At 47.5% G+C, this 15,531-nt stretch carries 16 protein-coding genes and 4 tRNA genes; 8 read left to right on the forward strand and 12 right to left on the reverse strand.

The window, feature by feature from the left end; all coding sequences use genetic code 11:
* The first annotated feature begins 5 nt into the window (after positions 1–5).
* Entirely contained in the window at positions 6–713 is a 708-nt protein-coding gene (locus tag ACL2XF_RS12585; protein ID WP_413728720.1) for an SOS response-associated peptidase family protein, read from the forward strand.
* Positions 714–729: 16 nt separating this feature from the next.
* On the opposite strand, the gene umuC is transcribed toward ACL2XF_RS12585, so the two are convergent.
* From umuC to uvrY, 8 genes are all read right to left on the reverse strand, one after another.
* On the reverse strand, positions 730–1,998 hold the full coding sequence (gene umuC / locus ACL2XF_RS12590; protein WP_413728721.1) for a translesion error-prone DNA polymerase V subunit UmuC: 1,269 nt from the start codon (positions 1,996–1,998) through the stop codon (positions 730–732).
* A gap of 2 nt (positions 1,999–2,000) precedes the next feature.
* Positions 2,001–2,420: a translesion error-prone DNA polymerase V autoproteolytic subunit gene (gene umuD, locus ACL2XF_RS12595; protein WP_413728722.1), complete on the reverse strand. Its 420-nt coding sequence runs from the start codon at positions 2,418–2,420 to the stop codon at positions 2,001–2,003.
* Positions 2,421–3,073: 653 nt separating this feature from the next.
* Positions 3,074–3,160: transfer RNA gene (locus ACL2XF_RS12600), tRNA-Leu, on the reverse strand.
* 17 nt (positions 3,161–3,177) lie between these two features.
* Positions 3,178–3,251: transfer RNA gene (locus tag ACL2XF_RS12605), tRNA-Cys, on the reverse strand.
* A gap of 34 nt (positions 3,252–3,285) precedes the next feature.
* Positions 3,286–3,360, reverse strand: a tRNA-Gly gene (locus ACL2XF_RS12610).
* 158 nt (positions 3,361–3,518) lie between these two features.
* Complete coding sequence (gene pgsA / locus ACL2XF_RS12615) at positions 3,519–4,067, reverse strand: CDP-diacylglycerol--glycerol-3-phosphate 3-phosphatidyltransferase (protein WP_410015849.1); 549 nt, start codon at positions 4,065–4,067, stop codon at positions 3,519–3,521.
* 57 nt (positions 4,068–4,124) lie between these two features.
* Positions 4,125–5,957, reverse strand: a complete 1,833-nt coding sequence (uvrC, locus tag ACL2XF_RS12620) for an excinuclease ABC subunit UvrC (RefSeq protein WP_410015850.1) — start codon at positions 5,955–5,957, stop codon at positions 4,125–4,127.
* Positions 5,950–6,606: a UvrY/SirA/GacA family response regulator transcription factor gene (gene uvrY, locus ACL2XF_RS12625; RefSeq protein WP_410015851.1), complete on the reverse strand. Its 657-nt coding sequence runs from the start codon at positions 6,604–6,606 to the stop codon at positions 5,950–5,952. Before uvrY ends, uvrC begins: the two co-directional genes overlap by 8 nt.
* A 652-nt stretch (positions 6,607–7,258) precedes the next feature.
* On the opposite strand from uvrY, the gene ACL2XF_RS12630 reads away from it, so the two are divergent.
* Together ACL2XF_RS12630 and ACL2XF_RS12635 are read left to right on the forward strand one after the other, a co-directional pair.
* Positions 7,259–7,483, forward strand: a complete 225-nt coding sequence (locus ACL2XF_RS12630; RefSeq protein ID WP_410015852.1) for a DUF2594 family protein — start codon at positions 7,259–7,261, stop codon at positions 7,481–7,483.
* Between the two features lie 127 nt (positions 7,484–7,610).
* A complete protein-coding gene (locus ACL2XF_RS12635) occupies positions 7,611–7,955 on the forward strand; it encodes a GlpM family protein (RefSeq protein WP_410015853.1) in 345 nt (114 codons plus the stop codon).
* 340 nt (positions 7,956–8,295) lie between these two features.
* Here the strand turns inward: ACL2XF_RS12635 and ACL2XF_RS12640 are convergent, their stop codons facing one another.
* Positions 8,296–9,327: a helix-turn-helix domain-containing protein gene (locus tag ACL2XF_RS12640; RefSeq protein ID WP_410015854.1), complete on the reverse strand. Its 1,032-nt coding sequence runs from the start codon at positions 9,325–9,327 to the stop codon at positions 8,296–8,298.
* 447 nt (positions 9,328–9,774) lie between these two features.
* Here ACL2XF_RS12640 and ACL2XF_RS12645 point away from each other — a divergent pair, with 447 nt between their 5' ends.
* Positions 9,775–9,957 (forward strand): hypothetical protein, encoded by a 183-nt coding sequence (locus tag ACL2XF_RS12645; RefSeq protein ID WP_410015855.1) that lies wholly within the window; start codon positions 9,775–9,777, stop codon positions 9,955–9,957.
* 604 nt (positions 9,958–10,561) lie between these two features.
* Positions 10,562–10,732, forward strand: a complete 171-nt coding sequence (locus ACL2XF_RS12650) for a KGG domain-containing protein (RefSeq protein WP_410015856.1) — start codon at positions 10,562–10,564, stop codon at positions 10,730–10,732.
* Positions 10,733–11,349: 617 nt separating this feature from the next.
* On the opposite strand, the gene ACL2XF_RS12655 is transcribed toward ACL2XF_RS12650, so the two are convergent.
* Both ACL2XF_RS12655 and ACL2XF_RS12660 read right to left on the reverse strand, forming a co-directional pair.
* A tRNA-Lys gene (locus ACL2XF_RS12655) sits at positions 11,350–11,425 on the reverse strand.
* A 167-nt stretch (positions 11,426–11,592) separates the two neighbouring features.
* Positions 11,593–12,312, reverse strand: coding sequence for a helix-turn-helix transcriptional regulator (locus ACL2XF_RS12660; protein WP_410015857.1), 720 nt, complete (start codon positions 12,310–12,312; stop codon positions 11,593–11,595).
* Between the two features lie 672 nt (positions 12,313–12,984).
* Here ACL2XF_RS12660 and ACL2XF_RS12665 point away from each other — a divergent pair.
* Positions 12,985–13,242 (forward strand): DUF1883 domain-containing protein, encoded by a 258-nt coding sequence (locus ACL2XF_RS12665; RefSeq protein ID WP_410016585.1) that lies wholly within the window; start codon positions 12,985–12,987, stop codon positions 13,240–13,242.
* 155 nt (positions 13,243–13,397) lie between these two features.
* On the opposite strand, the gene ACL2XF_RS12670 is transcribed toward ACL2XF_RS12665, so the two are convergent.
* On the reverse strand, positions 13,398–13,571 hold the full coding sequence (locus ACL2XF_RS12670; protein WP_410015858.1) for a general stress protein: 174 nt from the start codon (positions 13,569–13,571) through the stop codon (positions 13,398–13,400).
* Positions 13,572–14,073: 502 nt separating this feature from the next.
* Here ACL2XF_RS12670 and wrbA point away from each other — a divergent pair.
* Together wrbA and ACL2XF_RS12680 are read left to right on the forward strand one after the other, a co-directional pair.
* On the forward strand, positions 14,074–14,673 hold the full coding sequence (gene wrbA / locus ACL2XF_RS12675) for an NAD(P)H:quinone oxidoreductase (protein ID WP_410015859.1): 600 nt from the start codon (positions 14,074–14,076) through the stop codon (positions 14,671–14,673).
* 176 nt (positions 14,674–14,849) lie between these two features.
* Positions 14,850–15,059, forward strand: coding sequence for a YccJ family protein (locus ACL2XF_RS12680; RefSeq protein ID WP_410015860.1), 210 nt, complete (start codon positions 14,850–14,852; stop codon positions 15,057–15,059).
* Positions 15,060–15,531 lie beyond the last annotated feature (472 nt).

The raw sequence follows: 15,531 nt of genomic DNA on the forward strand, positions 1-15,531 counted from the left end.
CTCCTATGTGCGGCAGATTTGCGCAGATTGATACCAGAGAAAAATATCTCGAATCTTTGAGGCCGGATGTCGAATTTGTCGGCGGGCTGGATGGCGAGCCGGTCGGGCGGTACAACGTCTCTCCGGGTACCCGTGTTTTGCTGCTGAACCAGCGTGAAGATAAACTACACCTCGATCCCGTTTTGTGGGGATATCAGCCTGCCTGGGCTAAGGAAGCGGGCCGTCCTCCCCTGATTAACGCTCGCGTCGAGACTGCCGCCAGTGGACGTATGTTTAAGCCGTTGTGGACTTCGGGGCGCGCCCTTGTTATGGCCGATGGCTGGTATGAGTGGAAAAAAGACCCAGATAACGCAAAGATCAAACAGCCCTATTTTATTTATCACGAAAATAAGGAACCAATATTTTTCGCCGCCATAAGCCGCTTTCATCCTGATGCCCTGGACGCGCCGGAAGACGACGGTTTTGTTATCGTTACAGCTGCCAGTGACAAAGGGCTGGTTGATATTCACGATCGCAGGCCATTAGTTATGACCAGGGAAGCCTCGCTGGAATGGCTATCGCCTGATACAACCCCAGAACGCGCTGAAGAATTGGCAAAGGATTTTGTGATACCAGCCGATGAGTTTACTTTCCACCCGGTCGGCAAGGCGGTAGGGAACATTCACAATGACAACGCGGGGATCATTGAGCGCATCGATAATCCTGCCGTTTAGGCCGTTTAGTTAACCTTCACTTAGCGATTACGACCGGCAAATCTTTATAACATGTGGTGTAGCGCGGGGATAGCAGCGCCCTTTTCATCTGCCATGCCTGCTGTATGCCCTGCCCCGCAAACCATACCTTTCCTTTCCCTGAATGGTTTATGCCATCCAGAACCCGCATTAGCGCTTCGCTATTAGCCGCAGGCTTAAAGTCATCAAATAGCGCCAGTTGCGCGACGCCAACGCTAAAAAAATCCCCGAGCATCACGCCCGCTTTCTGGTAGCGCATCCCCGGCATAAATATCCGGTCAAGGCAATCCATGGCCACCCGGATAATGTCGCGGGTATCGTTACTTGGGATTGTCAAACTACCGGTCGCCAGATTCCCATAATATGGCTCATCTATCGCAAAAGGACTGGTTTTAATAAACACCGATATTTTTTTGCAATACTGGTGCTCTCCCCGCAATTTTTCAGCGGCGCGTTCAGCATATGCACAAACCGCTTCCCTAACACTTTGATAAGTAGTAGCACGCTCACCAAAGGATCGTGAGCTGATGATCTCTTGTTTCGTTGGGGCAAACTCTTCCAGTGCCATACATGATTCGCCACACAACTCCCGGACCGTGCGTTCCAGGACCACGCTAAAATGTTTCCGAATAAACGGCGGATGGCTATCAGCCAACTGCAAAACAGTAAAAATACCCATCGTGTTAAGTTTCTTCGCTATCCGCCTGCCCACTCCCCATACCTCCTCCACCGGCATAAGCGCCATAAGTTTACGCTGACGCAGCGGCGAAGAAAGATCCACCACGCCGCCGGTTTTGCTCCACTGTTTGGCGGCGTGGTTAGCAAGCTTTGCCAGCGTCTTAGTCGGGGCGATACCAACGCCTACGGTGAGTTTAGTACGCTGCTTAACACGCTCCCTGACATCACGACCGAACTGTTCCAGCGACATGCAATTACTGACGCCGGACACATCCATAAATGCCTCATCAATGGAATATATTTCAACCGATGGGGCCATTTCTTCCAACGTCGTCATAACACGATTGGACATGTCCGCATAGAGTGCATAGTTGCTGGAAAAAACAGAAACGCGATGTTTCCTGACAATATCCCTGATCTCGAAAAAGGGATTTCCGGTTTTGAAGCCAATTTTTTTCGCCTCGGCAGACCGCGCTATCACGCACCCATCATTGTTGCTTAACACAATGATTGGCTTCCCTTTCAAATCGGGGCGAAAAACCGTTTCGCAGGATGCATAGAATGAATTCACATCCGCCAGGGCAAACATGATCAGGGTGCCGAGTGAATGATAAATGTCACGACACCAAAGATCTCAACATTGTCATCGACACGAATAGGAATGGATTGGTATGCGGCATTCATGGGAATCAACCGCGGTGTGGGAGTGAGTTGCAGTTGCTTAACGGTAAACTCGCCGTCAATTGCGGCAATCACTATCTGGCCATGTTTCGCTGTCAGGGCGCTATCAACTACCAGCATGTCTCCTTCGTTAATGAAGCCCTCAATCATTGATTCACCGGTCACCCGCACGAAATAGGTGGCTGCGGGATGATTTACACATAACTGATTTAAATCAATGCGATTTTCTATATAGTCTTGCGCTGGGCTGGGAAAACCGGCCTGCACTCTTTCCGCAAATAACGGTAGTGGAATTACTTCGGCAAGCTCAGCTGCGCGTACAAAAATCATATCAAGTTACTCAAAGATTACGACACTGTTGTTTTGTACAGTATAGGCGTAGATTACTGAGCTTGGGAAGTAGCGAAGCGGCAGATTAGTATAGGCTCTTGAAGGCAGGGAAAATTTAGTTATGCGGTCTATCATATATTTGAAAGAACTTAGGCACAGCCCTTATACCTAAATTATCGCTACCTGAATTCATAACGAACAGAAATGAATAACTGATTTACGTCGTGCTAGGCCAGCCTTCAGATACGTTGTATGTCGGCCATGTCATGCAACCGTTTTTTGAACCGTCCTGACTCTAAATCGGTTAATGATATATTTCCGTAGCTGTTAGTGTTTAAAGTTGCCGGATCTCGCCATTATCAGGTTACCTGATAGGTAGCGCGGTTTTTATTGAATTTATTAGCATAAGTCGTCGTTAGTTATCAAAAAAACGACCTGAAAAAATAATTTTCTTTGAAAGAATTCCGAATCGCAGATAGGTATTTTTCGCCTGGTTTTCGACCAAAAGAGCTGTGCAAAAAATGAGCGTAGACAAAATGTAGTCATTTTGTAGTCATTTTCGGGTTTTGGCAGCAAATTGCAGGCATAAAAAAACCGCCTATCGGCGGTATCAATTTGTTCATACTACTTTGTTTTTATTACGAATTCTGGTGTGGTACCCGGGACGGGACTTGAACCCGTACAGCCATAAAGCCGAGGGATTTTAAATCCCTTGTGTCTACCGATTCCACCACCCGGGCGTCGGGGAATAACATATTGGAGGCGCGTCCCGGAGTCGAACCGAGGTGGGCGGATTTGCAATCCGCTGCATGGCCACTCTGCCAACGCGCCTTTGCTGCCTCTTAAAAAGGCTTCGTTGTACATCTGGAGCGGGAAACGAGGCTCGAACTCGCGACCCCAACCTTGGCAAGGTTGTGCTCTACCACTGAGCTATTCCCGCATCGATGAAAGCTACTTGTTTTAACTTACTAATTTTTACTGTTATCGTCTGGCAATCGGTCGTTGCTTTCGATGCGTTGCATTCTACTGACCTGACGTAGCGAGTCAATAGAATTATCGCGCCCAGGCGCCTGTTTGTTGATTTTTACGGCGCTTCGATCAGTGTTCGAACAAATCATGACGGGCGGCGTTCAAATACTGAAACATCGACCAGAATGTCAGTACCGCGGCAACATAAAGCGCGGCGATGCCGATACCGGTGACGATCTGCTCGGGGCGCCAGAGCAATGCAACCAGCGCCAGCATCTGGGCGGTGGTTTTCACCTTGCCGATCCAGGAAACGGCGACGCTGCTGCGTTTGCCAATCTCAGCCATCCACTCGCGCAGCGCCGAAATAATGATCTCACGAGCGATCATCGTCGCCGCGGGCAGCGTTATCCACCAGGAATGAAAATGTTCCGCCACCAAGACCAAGGCGATGGCCACCATGACTTTATCCGCCACCGGATCCAGGAACGCGCCGAAACGCGTCGTTTGCTTCCAGCGACGTGCCAGGAAGCCATCAAACCAGTCAGTGACCGCCGCCAGGATAAAGATCAACGCGCAGGCCAGGGGCGCCCAGTAGAAAGGCAGGTAAAAAGCCAGGACGAAAAAAGGTATCATTACGACACGCAACAATGTAAGCCAAGTCGGTATATTCAATTGCATAATGCCACGTTAACTATCTGGCTGGACGGAGATAACGAGTATGTTGCTACATCGCCGTTAGTGTTTCAATGCATTAAAAATTTTTTCTGCCAATGCGTTCGAAATACCGGGCACCTGAGCAATTTCCTCAAGACTTGCGTTCCGTAAAGGCTGCAAACCGCCCATGTATTTTAACAGGGTTTGTCGACGTTTAGGGCCCACACCCTCAATTAATTCCAACGCGCTGGTATTTTTGACCTTTGCGCGTTTGTTGCGGTGCCCGGTAATCGCATGGTTATGCGAATCATCCCTGATATGCTGGATGACGTGCAGGGCTGGCGAATCAGGCGGCAGCGATATGCCTTCGCCGTGGGCTTTGAAAAACAGCGTTTCCAACCCGGCCTTACGGTCGGTGCCTTTGGCCACCCCCAACAAAATAACACGTGATTTATCCCAGGGCACATCCAGCTGGGCAAACACATCAATCGCCATCCCCAATTGTCCCTTGCCGCCGTCGATAATCACCACATCGGGAATCTTGCTTTCCTCCAGCGCCTTGCCATAGCGGCGGCGCAATACCTGGGTCATGGCCGCGTAATCGTCCCCAGGGGTAATGCCCTCTATATTGAAGCGGCGGTACTCGGCCCGCACGGGTCCATTGGCGTCGAACACGACGCAGGAAGCAATGGTTTGTTCCCCCATGGTATGACTGATGTCAAAACATTCCATCCGCTTGATGGCATCCAGGCCCAGCAATTCCGCCAACGCCGCCAGACGCTGATGAATCGTGGACTGCTGCGCTAACTTTGTCACCAGCGCCGTTGCGGCATTGGTACGCGCTAATTTCAGATAACGCGCGCGATCGCCGCGGGGGTGGGACTGGATGTGGACTTTACGACCGGCCAGTTCGCTTAACGATTCCGATAACAAATCTTTTTCCGGCAGGGAAAAATCAAGCAGAATTTCCCCGGGCAATGTCCGCATCTGGCTGCCTTGCAGGTAGAACTGACCGACAAACGTCTGCACCACTTCGGAAAGGTCGGTTCCTATCGGCACTTTAGGAAAATAACTGCGGCTGCCCAAGACCTTGCCCTGCCGGATGAATAACACGTGCACGCACGCCATTCCGGCATCGAACGCCACGCCGATAACGTCGAGGTCCTCATGATCCCCCGTAACAAACTGTTTTTCGGTGACCCGTCTTACCGCCTGTATCTGATCGCGCGCCCGGGCGGCCTCTTCAAAATTCAACGCCCGGCTCGCCAGCTCCATGCGCTCGACCAGCTGATTCAGGACCTGCTGATCCTTGCCGGATAAAAACAAGCGGACATAATCAACCTGATGTTGGTACTCCTCATCGCTCACCAGTCCTTTAACGCACGGCCCCAGACAGCGCCCGATCTGGTATTGCAGGCAGGGGCGGGAACGGTTGCGGTAAACGCTGTCCTCGCATTGCCGGATGGGAAACAGTTTTTGCAACAGCGCAAGCGTTTCCCGCACGGCGTAGCCGTTGGGAAAAGGACCGAAATACTCGCCCTTGGCATGCTTGGCGCCGCGGTGAAAGCTCAGGCGCGGATGCGTATCGCTGCTAAGGAAAATCAACGGGTAGGATTTATCATCCCTGAGCAAGACGTTATAACGCGGTTGGAACAACTTGATATAATTATGTTCCAGTAACAGCGCCTCGGTCTCGGTATGGGTGATGGTGACGTCGATTTGGGCGATGAGCTTGACCAAGGCTTCGGTTTTGCGACTGGAAACCTGCAGACGGAAGTAACTCGCCAGACGTTTTTTCAGGTCCTTTGCCTTGCCGACATAAATGACAGTGTCCGTAGCGTCGTACATTCTGTAGACGCCGGGCTGACTGGTGACGGTTTTAAGAAATTCTTTAGGATTGAAGCTGTCAGTCACTGCTTAATAAACTCTCCGCATTAAACAACCCGTGCCGAATGGCCAGATGTGTTAACTCAACGTCTCCACCGATGTTAAGTTTACTAAACATTCTATAACGATAGCTATTAACCGTTTTAGGACTCAGGTTGAGTTGTTCTGAAATTTCATTCACTTTTTGCCCCTTCGTGATCATCAGCATGATCTGCAGCTCGCGTTGGGACAAACATTCAAACGGGGTCTCAGTCTGTGGCTCGAGCTGGCTCAAGGCCATTTGCTGTGCGATATCAGAAGCGATATAGCGTTTGCCTGCATTGACGGAGCGGATGGCACAAATCACTTCCTGAGGCGCCGCCGCTTTGCTTAGATAACCTGCGGCTCCCGCCTGCATTACTTTAGCAGGTAATGGATTCTCAGTGTGAATGGTGAGCATGATAACTTTAATATCAGGTGAGAAGCGTATGATCTTACGGGTAGCCTCCAGACCGCCAATACCCGGCATGTTCATATCCATCAGCACGACATTTACACAGTTGCTGCGACACCATTTTACCGCATCTTCACCGCACTGCGCCTCGCCAACCACTTTAAAACCTTTGATATCATCAAGAATACGGCGTATCCCTGCACGCACCAATTCGTGGTCATCAACAAGAAAAACGCTTATCAAAGATAAAATCTCCAAAAAAAGGGAGTGATGTAAAGCGAATCAAATATTTATGACTTAATATTACTGCTTTTTAAGTAAATAATGAATATAGATATCCGCTTATACTATAAAAATTCAGCAGTGCCACCTGTTGATACTCATTTTAGACAGATCGGTTAAGCTACGGCAAGAGAATTTAACAACATTCGCTTGACTGTTTCACAATCCTTTGATGGCGCTACCCTCGCCCTCCGTATTGGTATTCAGTCCACAGTTTATATCGCTTAAAAGTTGACCGTCGCACAAAATAGTGAAAAGACATTAAAAACAATGAATTAAAAAAAATAATTATAAAATTACATATCAATAAATCATACTTTTTGAAAAGATATTCATTAAAATATTAATTAGTTATTACTTTCGAACTTACATTTTACGCTATCGAGCGCATATTGCCGCTTGCGGATGAATGCCTCGCCGGCCCATGCCGCTTTGCCCGCGGTAAATTATATCCCTGGCGGGAGCAAATTTTTTAACCTCTTCACTGAAGATACTCCGGTGTTTCGTTAAATATCCAAAACAAATCTGTTATAATTGGCACTGAAATGGTGTTGATACGGCCTTGCCACTGCAACCGGATCGACCGAGACCACATTAAATTCCAGGAGACCCAATGGGCAATGTTGAATTTTCCACCGACAATGATAACGCCGTTCTGGCGCAGGAGCTCAATTGCATGAAGGCCATGGTGACATTGATACTCAAAGCCATGGGACAAGCCGACGCGGGCAAAGTCATTATCAAGATGGAAAAATATATCACCGAGCTGGAAGACCCGGCGCAGGCGGATGTCTTCAGCAATACGATAAAACAGATCAAGTACGCCTATAAGCAGTAGTCGTTCAGGCGCATACCCTGGCAGGGTGCCTCTTAACCGATGCCAGGGTAAGCGCCATAGGCCACAGCGGACCTGAAGTAAACCATGCTAAAATGCCAATCCTGACTTCAAGTACGTTAGTGATTCCATGAATTTATTACTGAAAGCCTTGTTGGGCGCCGCAATTGTCGTATTAATCGGGGTGCTGTCAAAAACGCGCAACTATTATCTTGCCGGACTGCTTCCCCTCTTTCCCACCTTTGCGCTTATCGCGCATTATATTGTCGGCGGCGAGCGCGGCATCGATGCGCTGCGCACCACCATCCTGTTCGGCATTTGGGCGGTGATCCCCTACCTGATCTATCTTATCTCCCTGTATTTTCTTATCGGTTCCTGGCGGCTGCCCTATGCCTTATTTGGTGCGGTCTTATGCTGGACGGCCGCCGCCTTGCTGGTGATCATCGTTTGGCAACGCTATTATGCCGCGGGTTGACCGCCTTACCGCTATCAATCTTATTTTCGTATTGATTTCATGGCGAAATCCATACTGGATTTAATTAAAAGCAGGCTATAATCAAAAAAAATGGCAGGAGTAAACGATGAAAAAGGCATTGTTTTTAGCGATGATTGCGCTGGCGGGATCGATTCTTACTGGCTGCGTTGAACCCCGGGCCTCTTCCGATCCGGTGCCACAAGGCAGCCCGCAAAATGTCGGAAATTGTACTTGCAGCAGCCTGGTAACCTGTTCTTGCGGTTCGAGTACCAAACCCTGATATGAATCTGCGATAACGCGAACGCCAGGGCTTGGATGATAGTGAGCCGAACCTTGGCCTTCAAAGTGAGCGTAGCCAGACTACTTGCGATTCGTTCATATTTTCCAGCGCCCACAATTCGTGATGCTCTTTGCGCGCCTGGTTGGGCGTCAGGCCATAAGCGGAGAAAAACAGACGGTTAAACGCGGCCGGTTCAAACTGCCAGTAATAGGCGATTTCGGCCACCTTCCACTGTCGATATTGCGGTTTAAGTAACATTCGCGTTGCGGCGACGATTCTCTTTTTGCGGATATGGGCGACAATGCCGCCAAAAGGTTCAAACAACCGGTAAAGCGAGGAGCGCGACAAACCGAATTTTTGACAGATCAATTCCGCGCCGAGCGCCGGCAAACGGAGATGCTCTTGAATAAAGTCGCAAATCCGCGTGATGATATGTATTTTCGTGTCCATCATGATGGGCTGAATGATTGCGTGAGTAGAGCGTATGGCTGAAATAACAAAGTCGATCACAGGCCTTGCAACCTGGTTTACCTCACTGTCGCTGAAATTAGCACTGTGGCTCATCAAGGCGGCAATATTAGTGGCGATAAGGCGGCTCAGGAAATCTTTTTGGGGAATTATTTTTCCGTGTAGTTGACAGCAATCATCAATTTCCGAGAGCAGCGCGCGCGGGATAGCCACGTAAAGGACATCGACATAATTCGACTTGCGCCCTTCTTTCATCTGCATTTTAATCGGCTGCAATACGTCGAGTAAAATAATATCCCCAGGGGAAAGCTCAATATCAACATACCCCGCTTTGCCTTCAATACCCCCCTCTACCACGACCATCAAAATAAAATGGTCATTTAAATTATCATATTTGTGCGGTAAATTAATGAGACTTTGGCCAGTAGACCGCAGTCGCCCGCAAATAAACACATCAAAATGATGAGCCTCGACACTCCAGGTAAGCTGTTCAGCCTGGCTATGCGAAAAATTGGATTCAAGCAAGGCGGCGTTAACACCCGAGCGCCAACGATCGACTTTAGATGTAATGCCTTCTGTCGCAAGGGATTTATCGAGGATAATACGACTGCTGTGGTTAGTCATCTGAATGCTTATGTCGAGTAAAAGACCCTGCGCCGGAAAACAAACTACGACGCAACCATACTATATGTCTAATATCATAAACAGGCATGACATGATGCGAAATCAACCATAAAATAATAACAAGTATAATTATTATACACTATAATCTTTAGCTTTTTATTTTGCAAGAGATCTTTTTTAGGATGGGCCAGCGTGAACGCCTGACAGTAACGACCGGTATCGCATCACTATTCATAACATAAGCCTGTAATTGCCTGGGGTTTGCTTCCCACCGCCACGAGAACCAGAGAGTCACAGCATAAAACACATCGTCGGCATTGCTAAGAAATCCCGTCAATAACAAAAAAATTGATCTACATCCATAATAACGGCCGCTGAAGGGCGCAGTATTCGTAGGCCAACCCATTTAGAGTGGCAAATGTCGTTATCTATGGTTAAGGAATAAGCATGTCCAAGAAACCTGTTGAAAATTCAAGCAAAAAAAACAATGCGTCCACTGCTGAGCTAAAGAACGGCAAGAACGAAAACCGGTCTGCCGGCAACGAAGCAGGCAACGCGCAACCCGCACAAACCAAGCAGGGTCATGACAGAGAACAAAACAAAAAATCCCACGAAAATAAACATAAATAATTCATTTTTTGTAGGTATGTGTTAAACGTTATACCGGATGCCGCTTATTTCCGCCATCCGGTTTTATGTCCAGCTAGTGGCCCATTGGCCGCAATTTGATATTTTTCCTCGTTGCCAGTTTTCTGATGCTATCCAGCACATTCCTGACCCGGCGCTGCGCCAGCCCTGCGTGCGCTTGACAGTATTTTTCCTAAGTGAAAATGTCATTAAACCTAGTACTTATTATAAATAACAATTTTCCATTTAGATAATTACTTAAAATTATATTAAAGTTAACGCATTGATATTATTGAATTAAAACATAATGCCAAATACTTGCCAATAAAAATAATTCATATTGCTATGTAAATTCAACGGAGTAACGTTATTAGCGGTATTGATCAAAACTTAAATTTTCTACAAGGAATCAATACCATATAAAAATGGTAAGATTATTCGCAAACAAAATGTAAATTTGCGCTTTTCCGCCAGCTCTTCTAACCTTTATTTACTGGTGATAAGGATTACTTATACCACCAACTCATCATCTCGGTTTGGCGCTATTTTTATTGCCATTCTTCAGATGAATCTTATTAATCGTTTTTAATAAATTTAGGTGAGTATTATGGCAGAACATCGTGGTAGTAACGGTAACTTCTCTGATGATAAACAAAAAGCGTCGGAAGCGGGTAAAAAAGGCGGCCAGAAGAGCGGCAGCGGCGGCGGTGGCTTCAAAAACAATCCTGAAAAGGCATCTGAAGCTGGTAAAAAAGGCGGTTCCAGCAGCCATAAATAATGGCCGCTCATCTCTGCCCACCGCGGGTTATGGCAATCTCCTGCCCAAGATTCTTATAACCCGGATTTATTCTCTATTTTAATAAATGTTTAAGGACTTATCCATGCCTGTAAAATTAAAATAGAGCAATCACTGATGCCCTTTCGCTCTGCGAAAGGGCATTAAATTTTGCAACTCCCACGCCTTTAACAGCCTGGCACCCACGAAAACTTTACCTTCAGATCATGTATAGCGCCGGATTCAACGCCTTTGTGATATGGCCATACTCACTTATTCACACCGCATGCTGAAACTCGCCATCAGCTGAAGCAGTCATCAGGTAAACATTGACTTTTTGATTAGTTTTTAATCAGCATGCATTCATTCACACGACGACAGCCTGGGAAATCGACAAAAAACTTCTCCCAGAAACCCATAATGGATTTAAAAAAGTTGGCGTGATAGCGATATCGACACTTTTAGGATATTCGCATACATTATGTTATGCCTGCTTAAATAATAAGCCGAACTAATAATGCGCGGTATTTTTATTCGCGGATACAGGATTGCCGTGAGGCGATATTGGGGTTTTGGTGAGTCTAAAATTGTAATACAGATCACAACAGGGAGGGGGTTGTTGGTGGGTCGTGCAGGGTTCGAACCTGCGACCAATTGATTAAGAGTCAACTGCTCTACCAACTGAGCTAACGACCCAACGCCGTGCATTATTCTCTAGTTGAGCCCTCCTGTCAAACGCTTCGTGGTGTTTTATAACAAAAATGCGCAAACACGCGTTTGGCAGCTTATATTTGGTGGAATTATGGCCACACTTAACCACTTGTTAACAAAGGCGATTACATATTAGCCATGTTGATGACAGATCATTTTGCGGTTTTTTTTGCCATGGTACGAAATAGCGACGGACAAATCTGGAAACGCCTGCGGAATAAGGCGGAAAAATGTGCATGGCTGCTAAAACCACACTCCAGAGCAATATCCGCCACGCGCAGCGTGGTGGTGAGAAGCAGCTCACCGCTTTTCTTGAGCCGTTTTTCCATTAACCACTGTTTGATCGGCATCCCGTATTGTTGATAAAAGACAACGTTCAATTTGGGGGGGGAAATGCCCAGCTCCCTGGCATATCTGGCCACGGCCCACTGTTTCAGGTAATTTTGTTCAAAAAAGTCCAGTAACGTATTATTCATATTGACGCCGACAAATTGACGCAACAGGTGCGAAAAATAACATTTGTCAATGCCAAGGCAATAGAGGTACAAAAAGCAGCTCGGTAAACTGTTTGCCATACGCATGAGTTTTTCTGTACTTTCGATAATCAAACTATCAATAGGGAATGACCGATACAAGATTTTATTTGCATACCTAGAATCTGTTAGAGAATTTTCCTCGAAAATAATGTCCTGACGTAAGTGTAATAAGTCTGCCGGGTAACAGCGGATAAAGACTGCATCGTCATTATCTTGTTTACCGGTGATAATTCTCTGGTCCGCCACGACAATATAATTTTTTTTAATAATATGGCATTCCCCTTCAACACGTAACGAACCGTTTTTTTTGAAAAGAATAAAATGCATAACGTCCATTAAATTTTTAAGTCCTCACTATCTCGCAGCGTGCTATTTTTGACGTCTATATCTACCTGACCAGAGTTCAACCTAAGCATAATAAAGCCGTTATTGGTCGGTGAGTTCTGACCTGTTACGCGATGACTGGCCATTACGCTGGCACACACCGGTTAGCTGGCCTGACGCCCCACCGTTTTTTGCTTACGACAAAGAGGGTAATGTGCAAAGCGCAGGTAAACATAAACGACGGGATCTGCCCGCCGGCATAAGATGCAGGCATAGATGTTCCTGCACACAACGCCGGCGCCAGGCAATAAGCGCCGGTCAACATCCCGGGTTGGCGGAAAGGGCCGGCCCGGTGCCGGGCGTTGGCACCAGAGAAAAATTCAGGACATGATGACAGTTACCTTTCAGGGTACATAAGGCCTTATGATGGGCAAAGGACAGGATCGTGCCAGGCCATATGCGACTCCATTGACAGGTTTTGTACGTCACGACGCGCTCTTGTCGCAAGTGCGGGCGCTTTTATTCAACTATTTTTTTTAAACTCAACAAAATTTGATTAAAGTCATTAAATTTATGCCCACTCAATGATTTTATAAGGTCAGTGGTTTGTTGGTTATGTCAGTGATGCGCTTCACGCAAATGCTGCATTATCTAAAATTCATCATTGAGATCGGGAGTTTTTCCATGTCCATTATTCGCACGCGGCTGAAACTATTTGGTGGCGACACGGTTGTTGTCCATTGTTCCCAGAAATGCAATATTCATTTGCTCTGTGAAAATCAGCAGCCTACCGAGCCATCCGCCCTGGGATTCAGCGATATCCCCGGGGTCAGCAACCGGGCGACAGCCTATCTGGGCGTGCCATACAGCGGGTTATGGAGTGTAGTGATTGATGCGAAAAGCGAAAGCCCGGAGCATTCCGTCAGTTATCTGCCGGCATAATACGCGCGACCGGTTCGCCTGTGAAAAACCGTGGGGTCGAACCTGAATTGGCCTGCTTCCCAATAATAACCAGCACCCGCTGCTCGCAAAAAAATTTTGACGCATAAAAAAACCGCCGGGTTTCCCCGGCGGCCGGTGGTCATGTCCATTGCGGTTTAAGACTGGCGTCCGCTATTACTGCTGCGGCCGCCTTTTTCACCGGCTCTGGACGCACGCTGCGGGTCATTTTTGAAATTTCCCCCGCTGTGCTGACCTCCTTTCCTGCCTGCTTCTGATGCTCTTTCACGATCTTCCGCAAAGTTACCTGAACCGCCACGATGTTCGGTCATTGTTAACCTCCGAGTTAAGTTAAGAGAATCATAGGGCATAATGAAGATAATCATCTTGAAGCATTATCTTCATTAAGACGCTGGTTCACAAAATCAAACAGCGTATTACCAACGCCTTGATAAACAGTATAGCTAATCCTGCAGCCGACAGGCAAAATATTAATAATATGAAACAAAACACCGATGAAAAAACTTTATTATTTCAACGGGCTAATGTAATGCATTGAACCTAAATAAATTTTGTCGAAAGGTATTACTATTGCCCCTGGGAATCAGAAATATTTATTATCATTTATCGGCTTTATGAATACCCTGTTCATCGTAAGGCCAGCCACCGCAAAACCAATCCATTATAATTCATTTGCATAGTGTGGCTAAACTATTATGGTTAAAGACAATCAGGCGGATTCACCAGGCAGGATCAGGCGATACCCTATCATCCCAGCGATCAAGGCATCAGCAGGCTGATGCCCTATCTTCTCACCGATAAGGAAGCACTTATATGGCTAAGATTCTGGTACTTTATTATTCTATGTACGGTCACATCGCCACCATGGCCCAGGCGGTTGCCGAAGGTGCGCGCAAGGTAAGCGGCGCCGAGGTCACCGTAAAACGGGTGCCTGAAACCATGCCGCCGGACCTGTTTGCGCAGGCGGGAGGAAAATCCAGCCCAGATGTCCCTGAAGCCAGGCCGCAGGAGCTGGCCGATTATGACGCCATCATTTTTGGCACTCCTACCCGCTTTGGCAATATGAGCGGACAAATGCGTACTTTTCTCGACCAAACCGGCGCTTTATGGGCCGCCGGAGCGCTTTACGGCAAGATAGGCAGCGTATTTACCTCCACCGGCACCGGCGGCGGACAAGAACATACCATTACCTCTACCTGGACGACGCTTGCCCATCACGGCTTTATTCTGGTGCCTATCGGCTACGGCGCTAAACAGCTGTTTGATATCTCGCAGGTGCGGGGAGGGACGCCCTATGGCGCGTCGACGCTTGCGGGAGGAGACGGATCGCGCCAGCCTTCGGCCCCGGAATTGGATATTGCCCGTTACCAGGGCGAATATGTCGCCGGTATTACGTTAAAAATGAAAAGCTGATCCCTGACCCGCCTTGTTGCGCCAGCCGCGAGCGCCGTTCCCCAACACGGCGCCGCTTGTCAGGCCATGCGGGCTGGAAGGCGGTCTGCCCGTAATTGCACTATAGTTCAGGTTGTATCATTAATAGGTATATGCCTCGCACCCACCCACCTTATAAAACGCATTAAGGAGAAACCATGGCGGATAACATACAAGCATGGGCTGAGATTCGGGAAACGTCCCTTGAAATTGCCGAAGCTATCTTCCAGGTCGCTGATAACGATGAGGCCCTGGCGCAGAAAATCTGGGAAGATGGCAGTGATGAAGCGCTGGAAATCGCTTTCGCCAAAACCTCGAAAGACACGCTTTTTTGGGGTGAGGAAAGGGTTGAACGTAAAAACGTTTAGAGGTCTATAACCCTCGCAAACATCTGCCCGGTGACAGGAGCAAACAGACGATGCCACACCGGGCACTGCCATGCCGGCGCGATAGAGTGCAGATGGCCTTGGCATCATTAGCCTTCATAACGAAAACGCTGGCCCGGTGTTAGTCGCCGGTAAACAGAGTAATTAATTTAGTAAAAGGCCATTGAAAGAAAATCAAAAAAAGTGACATTAAATATTAAAACCTTATTTTATTTTTACCTCGAGCCGTGGGCTCGCTGTTATTAAAATAAATTAACCGCGAAAGGTTTTTATAACATTTCAACCCTATCCCCATGCTAACTATAGGGTTTATATCGTTTTTCCGTTGCATCATCTAATGTAACTTATAATAGATGCCCGCTTAAAAACTTAATATTCCTCGCAAAATGGATATTTTTATAGCGATCATTATCCAAGCTGCCAAGAAGCTGTTATGCTAGCCCTCTTTGGGACG

Source organism: Sodalis sp. RH19, assembly GCF_047324215.1.
Lineage (GTDB): Bacteria > Pseudomonadota > Gammaproteobacteria > Enterobacterales > Enterobacteriaceae > Acerihabitans.